The sequence below is a fragment of the Methylobacterium sp. WL12 genome (assembly GCF_008039475.1).
Classification (GTDB): domain Bacteria; phylum Pseudomonadota; class Alphaproteobacteria; order Rhizobiales; family Beijerinckiaceae; genus Methylobacterium; species Methylobacterium cerastii.
On sequence record NZ_VRUW01000007.1, the window covers coordinates 67,458 to 82,616 of the forward strand.

Here is a 15,159-nt window from a genome sequence, read left to right on the forward strand (position 1 = left end):
CCGTATCGGGTTACGGATCAAAGAACCGAGCAGTGTGGTTGACGATTTCCTGCCGCTTCTGCGCGCTCTCGCCGCATCCTCGTCGATCGGTGCGCGATCGAATGCACTTTCATGCTTCCCTCGGCTGCGAGAATCGGGTGCCGGGCTGCACCGACTCCGGCACCACCATCGCGCACCTGGCCACAACACCGGGTTAGACGCTCAAAGAGGCCCGACCGGCCCAGTACTCTCGAATTCCGCGGTGTCGCCGACGAGGTCGGTGATGGAAATCGCCAAAGCCCGTCCCGTCTTCAGGCGAAGGGTGGAGTCGGGCGTCAGCCAGATCGGACGCAGGCCCGCATGGCTTCCGTGCAGGCTGCCATGCGCGGTCACCGTCGAGTCTCGCCGCTCCACGACCACTCGGTAGCGAACGCGGACGGTGCCGCAGCCCTCCGCCGAGACGGTGCCCCGCCCTGTCAGCGTCTGGAGGACTTCGTTGGGTTCGTGCATCGGATGCGACGTGCGGCCCTGGGACGTTTCGGCAAAGGCATTGCCATTTAGTCCCGGCCTCGACCCGTGTCACGGGCTCGCCGATGACGTCGCGCTACGATGTCTCTGGAGGCTGGCCGTAAGGGCCCGGGCGCGACGAAGGTTCAGGTAAGCGTCCGGACGACGATCCGCCCGCCCTCGGCCGAAAGCGCGAGGCGGCCGTGCTTGAGGTCGAGGGCCTTGCTGCCGAACAACTCGCGACGCCAGCCCTGGAGCAGCGGCACGTCGGCGTCGTCGTCGTCGGCCACCGCCTCGAGGTCGTCCACCGTGGCGATGATCTTGGGCGCGACGCCCTCGGTCTCGCACACGGCTTTCAGAAGCACCTTGAGCAATTCGACCAGCGCGCCGTTGCCGCCGCTGCGGCCGCGCCCCCGCTCGGGCAAGGCGATCTCGGCCGTGTCGCGGGCGAAACCGCGCTCGACGGCCGCGAGGATGTCCGTGCCGGTGCGCGAGCGCTCGAAGCCGGCCGGGATCGAGCGCAGGCGGCCGAGCGCCTCGACGCTGCGGGGCGCCGAGGTGGCGACGTCGATGACCGCCTCGTCCTTCAGGATGCGCCCGCGCGGCACGTTGCGCGTCTGCGCCTCGCGCTCGCGCCAGGCGGCGACCTCCATCAGCACCGCGATCTCGCGGGGCTTGCGCATCCGGCCCGACAGGCGGCGCCAGGCCTGGGCCGGGTCGGCGCGGTAGGTGTCGGGCGAGGTCAGCACCGCCATCTCCTCGTCGAGCCACTGCCCGCGGTCGTCGCGGACGAGGTCGGCGACGAGCTTCTCGTACACCGTCACCAGATGGGTTACGTCCGACAGGGCGTAGGAAAGCTGCGCGTCGGAGAGCGGTCGCCGCGACCAGTCCGTGAAGCGCGAGGACTTGTCGATCTTGGCCTTGGCCACGTCGTTGACCAGCTGCTCGTAGGACACCGAGTCGCCGTAGCCGCAGACCATCGCCGCGACCTGCGTGTCGAAGAACGGCTGCGGCAGCAGCCCGCCCATCAGCCAGATGATCTCGAGGTCCTGACGGGCGGAGTGGAACACCTTCACCACGCCTTCATCCGCCATCAGGTCGACGAAGGGCTGGAGGTCGATGCCCTCGGCCAGAGGGTCGACCAGCACGCCGGTCCCGTCCGGCGCCGCCATCTGGATCAGGCAGAGCTTGGGATAATAGGTCGTCTCACGCATGAACTCCGTGTCCACGGTGACGAAGCTCTGCGCGGCGAGGCGGTCGCAGGCTTCGCGGAGCGCCTGCGTCGTACTGATCAGATCCATGCCTCCGGCTATATCGGAGGTTTTTTGCAAAGGGGAGCCGGGTGCCGGCTTATCCGTTCTCTTGCGCCCACACTCTTGCACCGACTCTCTTGATATCTTCCGCTGCCTTCGCGTGGACGCATCCGTGCCGCGAGTGCTTCGCGTCGTCGAGCCGCAGCGGACCCGCGCCCGACTGCTTGACTTCGCCCCCCTCGCGTGAATGGTGCCGCGCTTCAATCCCAAGGTTTTGCGATGCACCGTTACCGGACCCATACCTGCGGGGCGCTCCGCCCATCCGACGTCGGCGCGTCGGTCCGTCTCTCCGGCTGGTGCCACCGCATCCGCGACCACGGCGGCGTGCTCTTCATCGACCTGCGCGACCATTACGGACTGACGCAGTGCGTGGTCGATTCGGATTCGCCGGCCTTCAAGGCGGCGAACGCCGTGCGCTCGGAATGGGTCGTTCGCCTCGACGGGCGCGTCCGCACCCGGCCGGCCGGCACCGAGAACCCCGAGCTGCCGACCGGCGCGGTCGAGGTCTACATCGACGAGCTCGAGGTGCTGGGTGCGGCCGCCGAGCTGCCGCTGCCGGTCTTCGGCGACCTGGAATACCCGGAGGAGACCCGCCTCCGTTACCGCTTCCTCGACCTGCGCCGGGAGAAGCTGCACGCCAACATCATGAAGCGCGGCGCCATCGTCGATTCGCTCCGCCGGCGCATGCGCGAGGGTGGGTTCTTCGAGTTCCAGACCCCGATCCTGACGGCGTCGTCGCCGGAGGGGGCCCGCGACTACCTCGTGCCGTCGCGCGTGCACCCGGGCAAGTTCTACGCGCTGCCGCAGGCGCCACAGCAGTTCAAGCAGCTGACGATGATCGCCGGCTTCGACCGCTACTTCCAGATCGCACCCTGTTTCCGCGACGAGGACGCCCGCGCGGACCGCTCGCCGGGCGAGTTCTACCAGCTCGACATCGAGATGAGCTTCGTCACCCAGGAGGACGTGTTCCAGGCGGTGGAGCCGGTGCTGCACGGGGTGTTCAAGGAGTTCGCCGGCGAAAAGCGCGTCACCGACGTGTTCCCGCGCATCACCTACGCCGACGCGATGCTCAAGTACGGCGTCGACAAGCCCGACCTGCGCAATCCGCTGCTGATCGCCGACGTGACGGAGGAGTTCGCCGACGACGCGGTGGAGTTCAAGGCGTTCAAGGGCGTGATCAAGTCCGGCGGCGTGGTCCGCGCGATCCCGGCCACGGGCGCCGCGACGCAGCCGCGCTCGTTCTTCGACAAGCTCAACGACTTCGCCCGCGCTGAGGGCGCGCCCGGCCTCGGCTACGTCGTGTTCGAGGAGGTCGACGGCACCTTGGCCGGCAAGGGGCCGATCGCCAAGTTCATCCCCGCACCGATCCTGACGCGGATCGCCGAGAAGACCGGGACGAAGGCCGGCGACGCGGTGTTCTTCTCCGCCGGCACCGAGGCCAAGGCGGCGGCGCTCGCCGGCAAGGCCCGCATCCGCATCGGCGACGACCTCGGCCTGTCCGACAAGGACCAGTTCGCGTTCTGCTGGATCACCGACTTCCCGATGTTCGAGTGGAATGAGGACGAGAAGCACATCGATTTCTCCCACAACCCGTTCTCGATGCCGAACTTCGACCACGACGCCTTCCTGGCGCTGGGCGAGGGCGACGACGCCAAGATCCTCGACATCAAGGCGTTCCAGTACGACATCGTCTGCAACGGCATCGAGCTGTCGTCGGGCGCGATCCGGAACCACAAGCCCGAGATCATGGAGAAGGCCTTCGCCATCGCCGGCTACGGCAAGGATGTGCTCGAAGCCAAGTTCGGCGGCATGCTCAACGCGCTTCGCCTCGGCGCCCCGCCGCACGGCGGCATCGCACCGGGTGTCGATCGCATCGTGATGCTGCTCTGCGAGGAGCCGAACATCCGCGAGGTCGTGCTGTTCCCGATGAACCAGCGCGCCGAGGACCTGATGATGGGCGCCCCCTCCGAGGCGACGCCGAAGCAGCTCCGCGAGCTGCACATCCGCCTGAACCTGCCCGAGAAGAAGGCGTGACGCGACGCGTTCCTTCCTCCCCCCTCCCCCGCAGAGGGGGGCGGGAGACGCGCGTCCTGCATGGAGCCCGCTAGGTGGCGAGCCTCGTCGCGGTCGTCGTCGCGCATGACAGCGCCGAGGCCCTGCCGGCCTGCCTCTCGGCGCTCGCGGCCGAGCACGTCCCGGCGATCGTCGTCGACAACGCCAGCCGCGACCGCTCTGTGGAGATCGCCGAAGCCGCGGGCGCACAGATGATCCGCAATGGCCGCAACGAGGGCTACGGCCGCGCCAACACCCGCGGGATCCGTGCCGCCGCGCAGGCCCGCTACGTCCTGATCCTCAACCCCGACGTCACCCTTCGGCCGGGCGCGGCCGACGCCCTGCTCGCTGCCGCCGAACGCTGGCCGGAAGCCGGGCTCTTCGCCCCGCGGATCGTCGAGCCGGACGGCCGGTTCTTCTACCAGCCGCGCTCGTTGCTGGCGCCCTACCTAACCAACCCGAGTGGGCGCCGAGACCTGCCCTCGGGCGACGCCTGCGCGCCGTTCCTGTCCGGCGCCTGCCTGATGATCGAGCGTGGGTTCTTTCTGTCGCTCGGCGGCTTCGACGAACGGATCTTCCTGTTCTACGAGGACGACGACCTCTGCCGCCGCGTCGCCGACGCGGGACGAGCACTCGTCCACGTGCATGGTGCCGAGGTCCTGCACGGGCGCGGGCGCTCCTCGGCGCCCGAGCGCGGACGGGTGTTCCGCACCCGCTGGCACCAGGCGTGGTCGCGCGCCTACGTCGCCCGCAAATACGGTCTCGCCGACCCCATCCTCCCTAGCCTCGTCGCCAACGTTCTCAAGGCGTTTCTGTCCGTGCTGATCCTGCGACGCTCAGGCTTTGAGCGCTACGGCGGATCGGCCGCCGGCGCCTGGGCCGCGCTCATGGGGCACACCGCGCTGGCTCGCGAGGGCCTCGAATGAGCCGCGCGCCGACCGTCGCCGAGGCATTGGCGCGCCCGCATAACGGCTTCTCCGGGCTTCGCCTGGTGCTGGCGGTCGCGGTAGTGGTCTCGCACGCCTTCAGCGTCACCAGCGGCAACGCCCTCGACGAGCCGCTTGCGCGCGCGACCGGCTTCACCCTCGGCGAGCATGCCGTGAACGGCTTCTTCGCCGTGTCGGGCTTCCTCGTGGCGATGAGCTTCGACCGGCGCGGCCTCGTCGATTACCTGATCTCGCGGACCCTGCGCATCCTGCCCGGCCTCGTCGCGGCGACGCTGGTCGTCGCCCTCGTGCTCGGCGCCGCGATGAGCACGCTGCCCCTCGTCGAGTACCTTCGCGACGGCGGCGTCTGGCGCTTCGTCCGCGGCACGCTGACGACCTTCAAAAGCAACGCGTCGCTGCCGGGCGTCTTCACCGACAACCCGTATCGCAGCCCGCTCGGCACGGTCTGGACCCTGAAATACGAGGTGCTCTGCTATCTCGGCGTCGTCGGCGCCGGGCTGCTCGGGGCGTTGCGTTCACGCTGGATCGCGCCCCTCGTCGTCGCCGGCTTCGCGCTGGCGCTGCTCGTCGCCGACGCGACGCGGCCCGACCTGCCCAAGGGCCTCGAGACGGCCCTGCGCCTGCCGCTGATCTTCGCCGTCGGCGCGGCGCTCTACACCGCGCGGGAGGTCGTTCGCCTGTCGGTGGTGCCCGTGGCGATCCTGGGCCTCGCCTGCCTCCTGGTGCGACACGGGCCGTTCTACCGGGCGCTGCTGTTCGTCGCGGAAGGCTACGGCACGATTTGGCTCGGCCTGTCGCCGTGGCTCGCCCGCAAGGTCTTCGACCCGAAGGCCGACCTGTCCTACGGAATCTACCTTTACGGCTGGCCGGTGCAGCAGAGCCTGCACGCGCTTTGGCCCGGAATCTCCGCGCTGCCGCTGCTGCTGCCGGCGCTGGCGCTCACGTTTCCCGTGGCGACGGCCTCCTGGTACGCGATCGAGCGCCCGGCGCTGCGGCTGAAGACGCGGACCCTGGGGCGGCGGACGCTCGGCACCATCGAGCCGGCGGGCCCGTGAGCGGGCAGGCCCCGCGTCGCCTCCCGCCGCTCGCAGCGCTCGACCACGCGGCCCGACTGCTCGCCGAGCACGGGTTCAATGTCGTCGCGCGGAACGAGCGCGGCGACAGCCTGTACCTGCAGCGCGAAGGATGCGCCTTCGCCCTGCGGCTGTCGAACCACGCCCGGACGACCAAGCAGCGGCAGCGCCGCACCGACGTGCTCGCGAGCCTCGTGGTCCGCGACGCCCGCAGCTCCGAGCAAGTCGCGGCCCTGGTGGCCGGTACGTTGCGCGACTTCGACCTCGCGCGCGGCCGACGGGAGGCTCAGGCCTCCGGGGCAGCTTCGGATTCGGGCGCGGCATCCCGGAAATAGGGCTCCACCGGGCCCTTGAGCTTCACCGTCATCGGGTTTCCGGCGCGGTCGAGCGTCTTGCCGGCGCTCAGCCGAACCCAGCCCTCGCTGACGCAATATTCCTCGACGTTGGTCTTCTCGACGCCCTTGAAGCGGATGCCGATGCCGCGTTCCAGAACGGTCTCGTCGTAGAACGGGCTGTTCGGGTTCACGGCGAGGCGGTCGGGAGGCGTCTGTGACATCGGGCGGACCTTCGGCGAAGACTTACAACGGGCGCGCTTGCGAGGACGGCCTCGCGAAGACGATCGGCCCGCGGGTAAGGGATTCAGGCAGGCGGCGCAACGGCGCGGGCGGCTTCGACCAGCTCGGGGATGCGCCCGCTCTGGAGAAGCGGCACCAGGCGCGCCACCGTGGCGTGCGGCAGGTCCCACCAGGCGCAGGCGACGAGGTCCGCGACCATCGCCTCGTCGAAGCGGGTTCGCACCACCCGCGCCGGGTTGCCGGCGACGACCGCGTAGGGCGGCACGTCGCGGGCGACGACAGCGCGTGCCGCCACCACCGCGCCGTGGCCGACCGTGACGCCCGACAGGATCATGCAGCCTGAGCCGAGCCAGACGTCGTGCCCGATCGACACGTCCCCGCGCGAGGCGTGGTAGTCGGCCGGCGCGTCGGCCTCGGGCCAGAGCCCGCGCATCGCCGCGAACGGATAGGTCGAGGCCCAGTCGAGCCGGTGGTCGCCGCCGAGCAGGATCTCGACCTTGTCGGCGATGGAACAATAGCGGCCGATCGTCAGCCTCCGGCCGGATTCGGCGAAACGCACCTTCGGCCGCCCGTAGGAATAGGCACCGATGGAGAATCCGTAGGCGCGCACCAGCTTTTCCAGGTGGATTCGCGTCTCGTTGTTCGGGTTGCGCCCGCTGCGCAGCCGGTGCAACAGGGCCTTCATGTGGAGGGGGTCGATGCCGGAGGGCGCACCCGCCTGATCGAGGGAGAATGGGCCATGGGCGACAACATGTCCGAGGATCTCAAGTCGGGGGCTCTCGTCTACCACCGCCTTCCGCGGCCCGGAAAGCTCGAGATCCAGGCGACGAAGCCGCTGGGCAACCAGCGCGACCTGGCGCTCGCCTATTCGCCCGGCGTCGCCGCCGCCTGCGAGGCCATCGCCGCCGACCCGCAGGAGGCCGCGACCCTCACGATCCGCCAGAACCTCGTGGCGGTGCTCACCAACGGCACCGCGGTGCTCGGCCTCGGCAACATCGGCCCGCTGGCGTCCAAGCCGGTGATGGAGGGCAAGGCCGTCCTGTTCAAGAAGTTCGCCGGCATCGACGTGTTCGATATCGAGGTCGACCAGCTCGACGTGGCCAAGCTCGTCGATGTCGTGTGTTCGCTCGAGCCGACCTTCGGCGGCATCAACCTCGAGGACATCAAGGCGCCGGAGTGCTTCGAGGTCGAGGAGCAGTGCCGCGCCCGGATGAACATCCCGGTCTTCCACGACGACCAGCACGGCACCGCGATCATCGTCGCGGCCGCCGTCCTCAACGCGCTGGAACTCGCCGGCAAGCAGCTGTCGGACGTCCGCATCGTCACCTCGGGCGCGGGCGCGGCGGCTCTGGCCTGCCTCAACCTGTTGGTCTCGCTCGGAGCGACGCGGGAGAACATCACGGTCACCGACATCAAGGGCGTGGTCTACAAGGGCCGCACCGAGCTGATGGACCGGTGGAAGGACATCTACGCGCAGGAGACCGAGGCGCGGACGCTGGCCGAGGTGATCCCCGGCGCCGACGTGTTCATCGGCCTCTCTGCCGGGGGCGTGCTCAAGCCCGAGTACCTCGAGAAGATGGCCGAGAAGCCGCTGATCATGGCTTTGGCCAATCCCTATCCCGAGATCATGCCCGACCTCGCGCAGGAGAAGCGCCCCGACGCGATGATCTGCACCGGGCGCTCGGATTTCCCGAACCAGGTCAACAACGTCTTGTGCTTTCCCTACATCTTCCGCGGCGCGCTTGATGTCGGCGCGCGCTCGATCAACGAGGAGATGAAGAAGGCGGCGGTGAAGGCGATCGCGGCGCTCGCCCGCGAGACGCCCTCCGACGTGGTCGCCCGCGCCTATGGCGGCGAGGCGCGCCCGTTCGGGCCGCGCTCGCTGATCCCGAGCCCCTTCGACCCGCGGCTGATCCTGCGCATCGCGCCAGCCGTCGCGCAGGCGGCGATGGATTCCGGCGTCGCCGGCCGCCCGGTAGAGGACATCACGGCCTACGCCGAGTCCCTCGACCGGTTCGTGCACCGCTCGGGCTTCATCATGAAGCCGCTGTTCTCGAAGGCGAAGGAGAACCCGAAGCGCGTCATCTACGCCGAGGGCGAGGACGAGCGCGTTCTGCGCGCGGTCCAGGCCATCGTCGAGGACGGCGTCGCAAAACCGATCCTCGTCGGCCGGCCGCGGGTGGTCGAGACCCGGCTCAAGCGCTTCGGCCTGTCGATCCAGGAGGGCCGCGACTTCGAGCTGATCGATCCGGAGGACGATCCACGCTACCGCTCCTACGTCCAGACCTACCTCGACATCGCCGGCCGGCGCGGCATCACGCCGGACGCCGCCCGCACTCTGGTGCGCACCAACACCACGATCATCGGCGCCATCGCCGTGCGCCGCGGCGAGGCCGACGCGCTGATCTGCGGGCTGGAAGGCCGGTTCGAGACCCGCCTGCGCATCATCCGCGACGTCATCGGGCTCTTGCCCGGCGTGACGCAATGCGCCGCGATGAGTCTGATCGTTACCAAGAAGGGCGCCTACTTCCTCGCCGACACGCATGTGCGCCAGGACCCGAGCGCCGAGGAGATCGCCGAGCTCGCCGTCGCCTGCGCCGGGCACGTCACGCGCTTCGGCATCACCCCGAAGATCGCGCTGCTGAGCCATTCCGACTTCGGCCAGTCCGACACGCCCTCGGCGATGAAGATGCGGGCCGCCCTCGGTCTGATCCACGAGCGCGCGCCCGACCTCCAGGTCGACGGCGAGATGCAGGCGGATTCCGCCCTCTCGGAGATCGTTCGCGACCGGGTGCTGCCCGGCTCGCCGCTGAAGGGCGCGGCCAACGTGCTGATCTTCCCGAACCTGGATGCGGCCAACATCGCCTACCAGTTCGCCAAGGTGCTGGCCGACGCCCTCCCCGTCGGCCCGCTGCTGATCGGCCCGGCCAAGCCCGCCCACATCCTCACACCGTCGGTGACGGCGCGGGGTATCGTCAACGTCACCACCGCCGCGGTGGTGGAGGCGCAGGCGGGCGACGAGCAGAAGCTCGACTCGGCCGAGCCCGGCGTCGGGATGATCTCGGAGTAACCGGCGCGAGCCTGGCAATCCCCTTGCATCGTCCGGTCCCACCGAAACCGTGTGGGCCGAGACGATGTGCCAGGGTGACGATCCGAACTGCGCGGCGTTCGCCGAGCATCGCCGCCGCTTCCTCGGGGATCTCGCGCCCGAACGCCGCGCCTTCCTGAAGAGCGGGTTCGTCGCGACGGGCGGCGCGGTCGCCCTTGCCGCCGGTGGCCTGTCGCTGGTCACGCCGGCCCTCGCTCAGACCAGTGCGGGCCGCGGGCCGCGGCAGGCGACGCACCAGATGCTGCCGGCCAACGCCGACACGGTGCATTGGGGCTATTTCAGCAAGAACCTGAAACCGCAGGTCGAGATCGCGTCGGGCGATTTCGTCACGATCGAGACGCTGACGCACCAGGCCAGCGACGATTCCGAGCGGATGATCCAGGGCGATCCGGGCGCCGAGAGCGTCTACCTCTGGACCAAGGACAAGAAAGGCGTCGCGCGGCGTGGCGCAGGCCCCGACGATGCCAAGCTCGGTCCCGGCGGCGGCCTGGGCGTCCACATCTGCACCGGCCCGGTGGCGATCCGCGGCGCGGAGCCCGGCGACGTGCTGGAGGTCCGCATCCTCGACGTCACGCCGCGCCCTTGCGCCAACCCGAAGTTCAAGGGCCTCGCCTTCGGAAGCAACGCCGCCGCCTGGTGGGGCTACCACTACAAGGACCTTCTGACGGGCGAAAAGCCGCGCGAGGTCGTGACCATCTACGAGGTCGACGCGACCGGGACGCGCGATTGGGCGAAGGCCGTCTACAGCTTTCGCTGGCCGGGCGTGACCGATCCGAACGGGATCGCCCATCCGACGATCGACTATCCAGGCCTGCTGGTCGACCACACCAAGACCGACCGGAACTTCGATGTCTTGAAGGGCATCCGCGTGCCGATCCGACCGCATTTCGGCACAATGGGCTTGGCGCCCGCGGAAGCCGACATGGTGAACTCCATTCCGCCGAGCTACACCGGCGGCAACATCGACAACTGGCGCATCGGCAAGGGCGCGACGATGTACTATCCGGTCGCCGTGCCGGGTGCGCTGTTCTCAGTCGGCGACCCGCATGCGAGCCAGGGCGATTCCGAACTCTGCGGCACCGCGATCGAGTGCTCGCTCACCGGCACGTTCCAGTTCGTGCTGCACAAGAAGCAGGACCTTGCCGGTACAGCCCTCGAAAGCCTCGACTTTCCGATGATCGAGACCAGGGACGAGTGGGTACTCTCCGGCTTCAGCTATCCGAACTATCTCAAGGACCTCGGCGCCGGCGCACAGGAAGCCATCTTCCAGAAATCCTCGATCGACCTCGCCATGCGCGACGCCTTCCGCAAGATGCGGCAGTTCCTGATGCACGCGAAGGGGCTGACGGAGGACGAGGCGATCTCGCTGATGTCGATCGCAGTCGATTTCGGCATCACCCAGGTGGTGGACGGCAACTGGGGCGTCCACGCGATCGTCAAGAAGGCGATCTTCGCCGAGCGGACGGCTTGAACGGCTGCGCGGCGCTCACGCCGCGCATCTACCGGCGCGTCACCCGACGCGGACGCGCCCTTCGAGCCCAACGATGCGGCCGAGGCCGCGGACGCGGTTGAGCAGGCGGTCGCCATTCAAAGCGTCCCACTCGGGCGGCAGACTCAGTATGACGCGGCCGTCCTCGATCTTGAGCGGCATGCGGCGCAGGGCGCCCTCCATCCCGGCGGTCATCGGAAACGCGACCCGCAGCAGGGCGCCGATGAGGCGGGCCCGCTCGAACAGGCGCGGACCGGCGAGCGCACGCAGCATCGGGTTGGCCTTCTCCGGTGCGACGCCCTCGTGGCGGAAGTAGATCGCCAGGGCAAGGAAGCCGCGGCCGGGATGGTCGATGCCGACGAAGGCCGCGTTCTGGATGATCGCAATGCTCTGCTCGCCGCGGTAGTCGGGATGCGCCCGCCAGCCGATGTCGGACAGGAGGCAGGCGGCATGCCGCAGCCGGCGCTCGTCGGCGGTCTCCGGTCCGTCGAGCGCCGCCACGAACCGGTCGGTCCAGGCGATCAGCTCGTCTGCGTGGCGCGGCGAGCGCGCGCGAAGCTGGTTCAGCTCGGCGCAGGAGGCGAGCAGCGGATCGAGCGCGCGGGTGTCGCGGTCGACCTGCTCGTAGAGCAGGCCCTCGCGCACGCCGGAGGCCGAGATCGCGACCTCGCGCGGCCGGCCGACGCGGATGATCTCCTCCAGCACCACGGCCCCGTAGGCGAGCAGCGGGCGGCGCGCTTCCGAAATCGCCTCGACGTCCTGCAGCGTCGCCGCGTCGGATTGCTCGACCACCTGAAGGAAGCTCAGCTCGTCAGTCGGCTCGACGGTGTAGCCATGCATCACGTGGACGGGATATTGGCGCGCGGCCTGATGCAGGCGGGCGAGCGCCCGCCAGGTGCCGCCGACGGCGTAGAAGGTGCGCCCGCGGAGCGTCTCCAGCTGCGGCGCGGCCTTCTTCATGTGCTCGCGCACGATCTTGCCGGCCTTCTTCAGCGAGCCGCCCGAGAGGTCCTGCAGCGCGAGCCCGCCGAGCGGCATCGTCACGCCCTGCCCGACCACCGCGCCGCGCACGTCCACGAGTTCCAGCGAGCCGCCGCCGAGGTCGCCGACCACGCCGTCCGGCGCATGGAAGCCCGACACCACGCCGAGCGCCGACAGCTCGGCCTCGCGCCGGCCGGACAGGAGCTCGATGCGGGTGCCGCAGGCGGCTTCCGCCGCCTCGAGGAAGGCGGGGCCGTTCGAGGCGTCGCGGGCAGCCGCGGTGGCGAGCACGAAGAGGCGCCCGACCCGCATCGTCTCGCAGAGCACGCGGAAGCGCGCGAGTGCGGCCAGCGCCCGGCGCACCGCCTCGTCGTTGAGGCGGCCGGTGGTGAGGACGTTGCGGCCCAGCCCGCACAGGACCTTCTCGTTGTAGAGCGGCGTCGGCGCCCGGCTCAGGCCGTCATAGGCCACGAGGCGGACCGAGTTCGAACCGATGTCGATGATCGCGACGGGCGCGTTGACCAAGGCCGGCTCCCGGTCGGCGGAATGGGCGAGCGTGAGGTTGGCGCGATGGGGACCCAAGCAACGACCTCGCTGTATGATACCGACCGGCTGCGTCGAACGCACGTCTGACCGATCCGGCGGCACGATCCGCGCCGCCCGATCCATGTATCCGTCCGGCGGCCGGACGATCAGCCCCGCTGTGCGCGACGGCTGAGGGCCCGCGGACTCGACTTCTTCGACGACTTGCCGCGGCCGGACAGGCTCGGGTTCGTCATGAAGTACTTGTGCGCGTTGAACGGTTCCTCGCCATCGGCGGGGTGGATACGCTCGGCGCCGCCGGATGCCAGTACACGCCAGCTCTGGCGGTTGTCGAGGAGGTTGGCCAGCATGATCTGGTCGAGAACCTGTTGATGGACCGTCGGGTTGCTGATCGGCAGCAGGGACTCGACGCGGCGGTCGAGGTTGCGGCTCATCAGGTCGGCCGAGGAGATGTAGACCGTCGCCTTCGGGTGGGGCAGCCCGACGCCGTTGCCGAAGGCGTAGATGCGCCCGTGCTCCAGGAAGCGCCCGACGATCGACTTGACGCGGATCGTCTCAGAGAGGCCCGGAACGCCCGGCCGCAGGCAGCAGATGCCGCGGACGACGCAGTCGATCTGCACGCCCTCCTGAGAGGCGTCGTAGAGCGCATCGATCACCTGCGCGTCGACGAGCGAGTTGCACTTGATCCAGATCGCAGCCGGGCGCCCGGCCTTGGCATGCGCCGCCTCCGCCTCGATGTCGGCGAGCAGCCGCGCCTTGGCGGTGAGCGGCGAGACCGACATCCGCTCCAGCTGCGCCGGCTCGGCGTAGCCGGTGATGAAGTTGAAGATCCGCGACACGTCGCGCGCCACCGCCGGGTCGGCGGTGAAGAACGACAGGTCGGTGTAGATGCGCGCGGTGATCGGGTGATAGTTGCCGGTGCCGACATGGCAGTAGGTGACGAGCTTGTCGCCCTCGCGCCGCACCACCATCGACAGCTTGGCGTGGGTCTTCAGCTCGACGAAGCCGAACACCACCTGCGCGCCGGCCTTCTCGAGGTTGCGCGCCCAGCGGATGTTGGCCTCTTCGTCGAAGCGCGCCTTCAGCTCGACCAAAGCCGTCACCGACTTGCCGAGCTCGGCCGCCTCCGCCAGCGCCGCGACGATCGGCGAGTTGGAGGAGGTGCGATACAGCGTCTGCTTGATCGCCACGACGTTCGGGTCGCGGGCGGCCTGCGCCAGGAACTGCACCACCGAATCGAACGACTCGTAGGGGTGGTGGACGCAGAAATCCTTCTGGCGGATCGCCGCGAACACGTCGCCGCCGCTCTCGCGGATGCGCTCCGGGAAGCGTGGGTTGTAGGGCTTGAACTTGAGGTCGGGACGGTCGATCCCGACGATCTGCGACAGTTCGTTCAGCGCCAGCATGCCCTCGACGATGAAGATCGCGTCCGCGCCGATCTCAAGCTCGTCGCAGACGAAGCTGCGCAGGTCCTCCGGCATGCCGGATTCGACCTCGAGGCGGATGACGATGCCGCGGCGGCGCTGCTTCAGCGCGGTCTCGAAATGCAGGACGAGGTCCTCGGCCTCCTCCTCGATCTCGAGATCCGAATCGCGGATCACCCGGAAGGCGCCCTGCCCCTTCACGAGGTAGCCCGGGAACAGCCGCCCGGTGAACAGCACGATCACCTGCTCGATGGCGATGAAGCGCGCGACCGTGTCGTCCTCGATCGCCGGTAGGCGCACGAACCGGTCGAGCACGCCGGGCATGCGGATCAGTGCGCGCAGCACCCGCCCGTCGCGCGGCCGCGTCAACATCAGCGCGATGGTCGTGCCGAGGTTGGGGATGAACGGGAACGTGTGGGCGATCGCCAGCGGTGTCAGCACCGGGAAGACGTGGTTGAGGAAGTACTCCTCCAGCCACGCCGCGTGCTCCGGCCGCAGCGCGTCGGGCTCGACGAGGGCGACGACGCCGTCGAGCTCCTCGCGCAAAGCCCGCCAGCGCGCCTGCTGGTCCTCGGCGAGCTTGGAGACGCCGGTGCCGATGCGGGCGAGCTGCTCGGACGGCGACAGGCCGTCCTGCGACGGCAGCGTCAGCCCGGCGCGGACCTGATCGATCAGGCCGGCGACGCGCACCATGAAGAACTCGTCGAGGTTGTTGGCCGAGATCGAGAGGAAGCGCAGCTTTTCCAGCAGGGGATGCGAGGTGTTGGCCGCCTCCTCCAGCACGCGCCGGTTGAACTGCAGCCAGGACAGCTCGCGGTTGACGAAGCGCTCGGGCGAGTTCCGCAGGGCGCGGCCGGCTTCGAGGATAGTCTCGCGCGCCGCCTTGTCGTCGTCGGCCTTGGGCGGCTCGGGGATCTCGGCAGCGGTCGGCCAATCGTCGCCGGCGGTGTCGGAGGCTGCGGCCCGGCGCGGGGCGCGGGCGGGCGGCGCGCGCCGTACGGTGCGCTTGGGCGTCGCCTCGTCGCCGGCCTCGACGACGTCGTCCGTCCGGTCGCGATCGAGGGCGTCCACGTTCGATTCGATATCCGACAACCCTGCCACTCCTCACCTGCCGCCTGTCGCGGCGTCCCTAACATGGGTGGTCCGCCGGAATGCGACATTGCCGTG

The 15,159-nt window shown here is 69.4% G+C and carries 12 protein-coding genes; 6 read left to right on the forward strand and 6 right to left on the reverse strand.

Going from position 1 to position 15,159, the window contains the following annotated elements:
• Nucleotides 1-201: 201 nt before the first annotated feature.
• Nucleotides 202-489, reverse strand: coding sequence for a hypothetical protein (locus FV226_RS04870; protein ID WP_147751213.1), 288 nt, complete (start codon nt 487-489; stop codon nt 202-204).
• A 143-nt stretch (nt 490-632) separates the two neighbouring features.
• The gene (rnd, locus tag FV226_RS04875) at nt 633-1,787 is read right to left on the reverse strand and encodes a ribonuclease D (RefSeq protein ID WP_147751212.1); all 1,155 of its coding nucleotides are present in this window, start codon (nt 1,785-1,787) and stop codon (nt 633-635) included.
• A gap of 231 nt (nt 1,788-2,018) precedes the next feature.
• Here rnd and aspS point away from each other — a divergent pair, with 231 nt between their 5' ends.
• The 4 genes from aspS (at nt 2,019) to FV226_RS04895 (ending at nt 6,206) form a co-directional block, all read left to right on the forward strand.
• A complete protein-coding gene (gene aspS / locus FV226_RS04880) occupies nt 2,019-3,833 on the forward strand; it encodes an aspartate--tRNA ligase (RefSeq protein WP_147762007.1) in 1,815 nt (604 codons plus the stop codon).
• A gap of 74 nt (nt 3,834-3,907) precedes the next feature.
• Nucleotides 3,908-4,777, forward strand: a complete 870-nt coding sequence (locus tag FV226_RS04885; RefSeq protein WP_147751210.1) for a glycosyltransferase family 2 protein — start codon at nt 3,908-3,910, stop codon at nt 4,775-4,777.
• Complete coding sequence (locus tag FV226_RS04890) at nt 4,774-5,853, forward strand: acyltransferase (protein ID WP_147751209.1); 1,080 nt, start codon at nt 4,774-4,776, stop codon at nt 5,851-5,853. Before FV226_RS04885 ends, FV226_RS04890 begins: the two co-directional genes overlap by 4 nt.
• Nucleotides 5,850-6,206: a hypothetical protein gene (locus FV226_RS04895; protein WP_147762008.1), complete on the forward strand. Its 357-nt coding sequence runs from the start codon at nt 5,850-5,852 to the stop codon at nt 6,204-6,206. Before FV226_RS04890 ends, FV226_RS04895 begins: the two co-directional genes overlap by 4 nt.
• On the opposite strand, the gene FV226_RS04900 is transcribed toward FV226_RS04895, so the two are convergent.
• Together FV226_RS04900 and FV226_RS04905 are read right to left on the reverse strand one after the other, a co-directional pair.
• Nucleotides 6,158-6,427 carry a DUF3297 family protein gene (locus FV226_RS04900; protein WP_147751207.1) on the reverse strand — a complete coding sequence of 90 codons (270 nt, stop codon included), beginning with the start codon at nt 6,425-6,427 and terminating at the stop codon, nt 6,158-6,160. The two genes, FV226_RS04895 and FV226_RS04900, sit on opposite strands and share 49 nt — an antisense overlap.
• Nucleotides 6,428-6,510: 83 nt before the next feature.
• Entirely contained in the window at nt 6,511-7,131 is a 621-nt protein-coding gene (locus FV226_RS04905; protein WP_187277303.1) for a CatB-related O-acetyltransferase, read from the reverse strand.
• Between the two features lie 54 nt (nt 7,132-7,185).
• Between FV226_RS04905 and FV226_RS04910 the strand changes: the two genes are divergently transcribed.
• Together FV226_RS04910 and FV226_RS04915 are read left to right on the forward strand one after the other, a co-directional pair.
• A complete protein-coding gene (locus FV226_RS04910; protein WP_147751206.1) occupies nt 7,186-9,516 on the forward strand; it encodes an NADP-dependent malic enzyme in 2,331 nt (776 codons plus the stop codon).
• Nucleotides 9,517-9,580: 64 nt separating this feature from the next.
• Nucleotides 9,581-11,026, forward strand: a complete 1,446-nt coding sequence (locus tag FV226_RS04915; RefSeq protein ID WP_147751205.1) for an acetamidase/formamidase family protein — start codon at nt 9,581-9,583, stop codon at nt 11,024-11,026.
• 39 nt (nt 11,027-11,065) lie between these two features.
• On the opposite strand, the gene ppx is transcribed toward FV226_RS04915, so the two are convergent.
• Nucleotides 11,066-12,607 (reverse strand): exopolyphosphatase, encoded by a 1,542-nt coding sequence (gene ppx / locus FV226_RS04920; protein ID WP_147762009.1) that lies wholly within the window; start codon nt 12,605-12,607, stop codon nt 11,066-11,068.
• A 110-nt stretch (nt 12,608-12,717) separates the two neighbouring features.
• The gene (locus FV226_RS04925; protein WP_147762010.1) at nt 12,718-15,084 is read right to left on the reverse strand and encodes an RNA degradosome polyphosphate kinase; all 2,367 of its coding nucleotides are present in this window, start codon (nt 15,082-15,084) and stop codon (nt 12,718-12,720) included.
• Nucleotides 15,085-15,159: the final 75 nt, after the last annotated feature.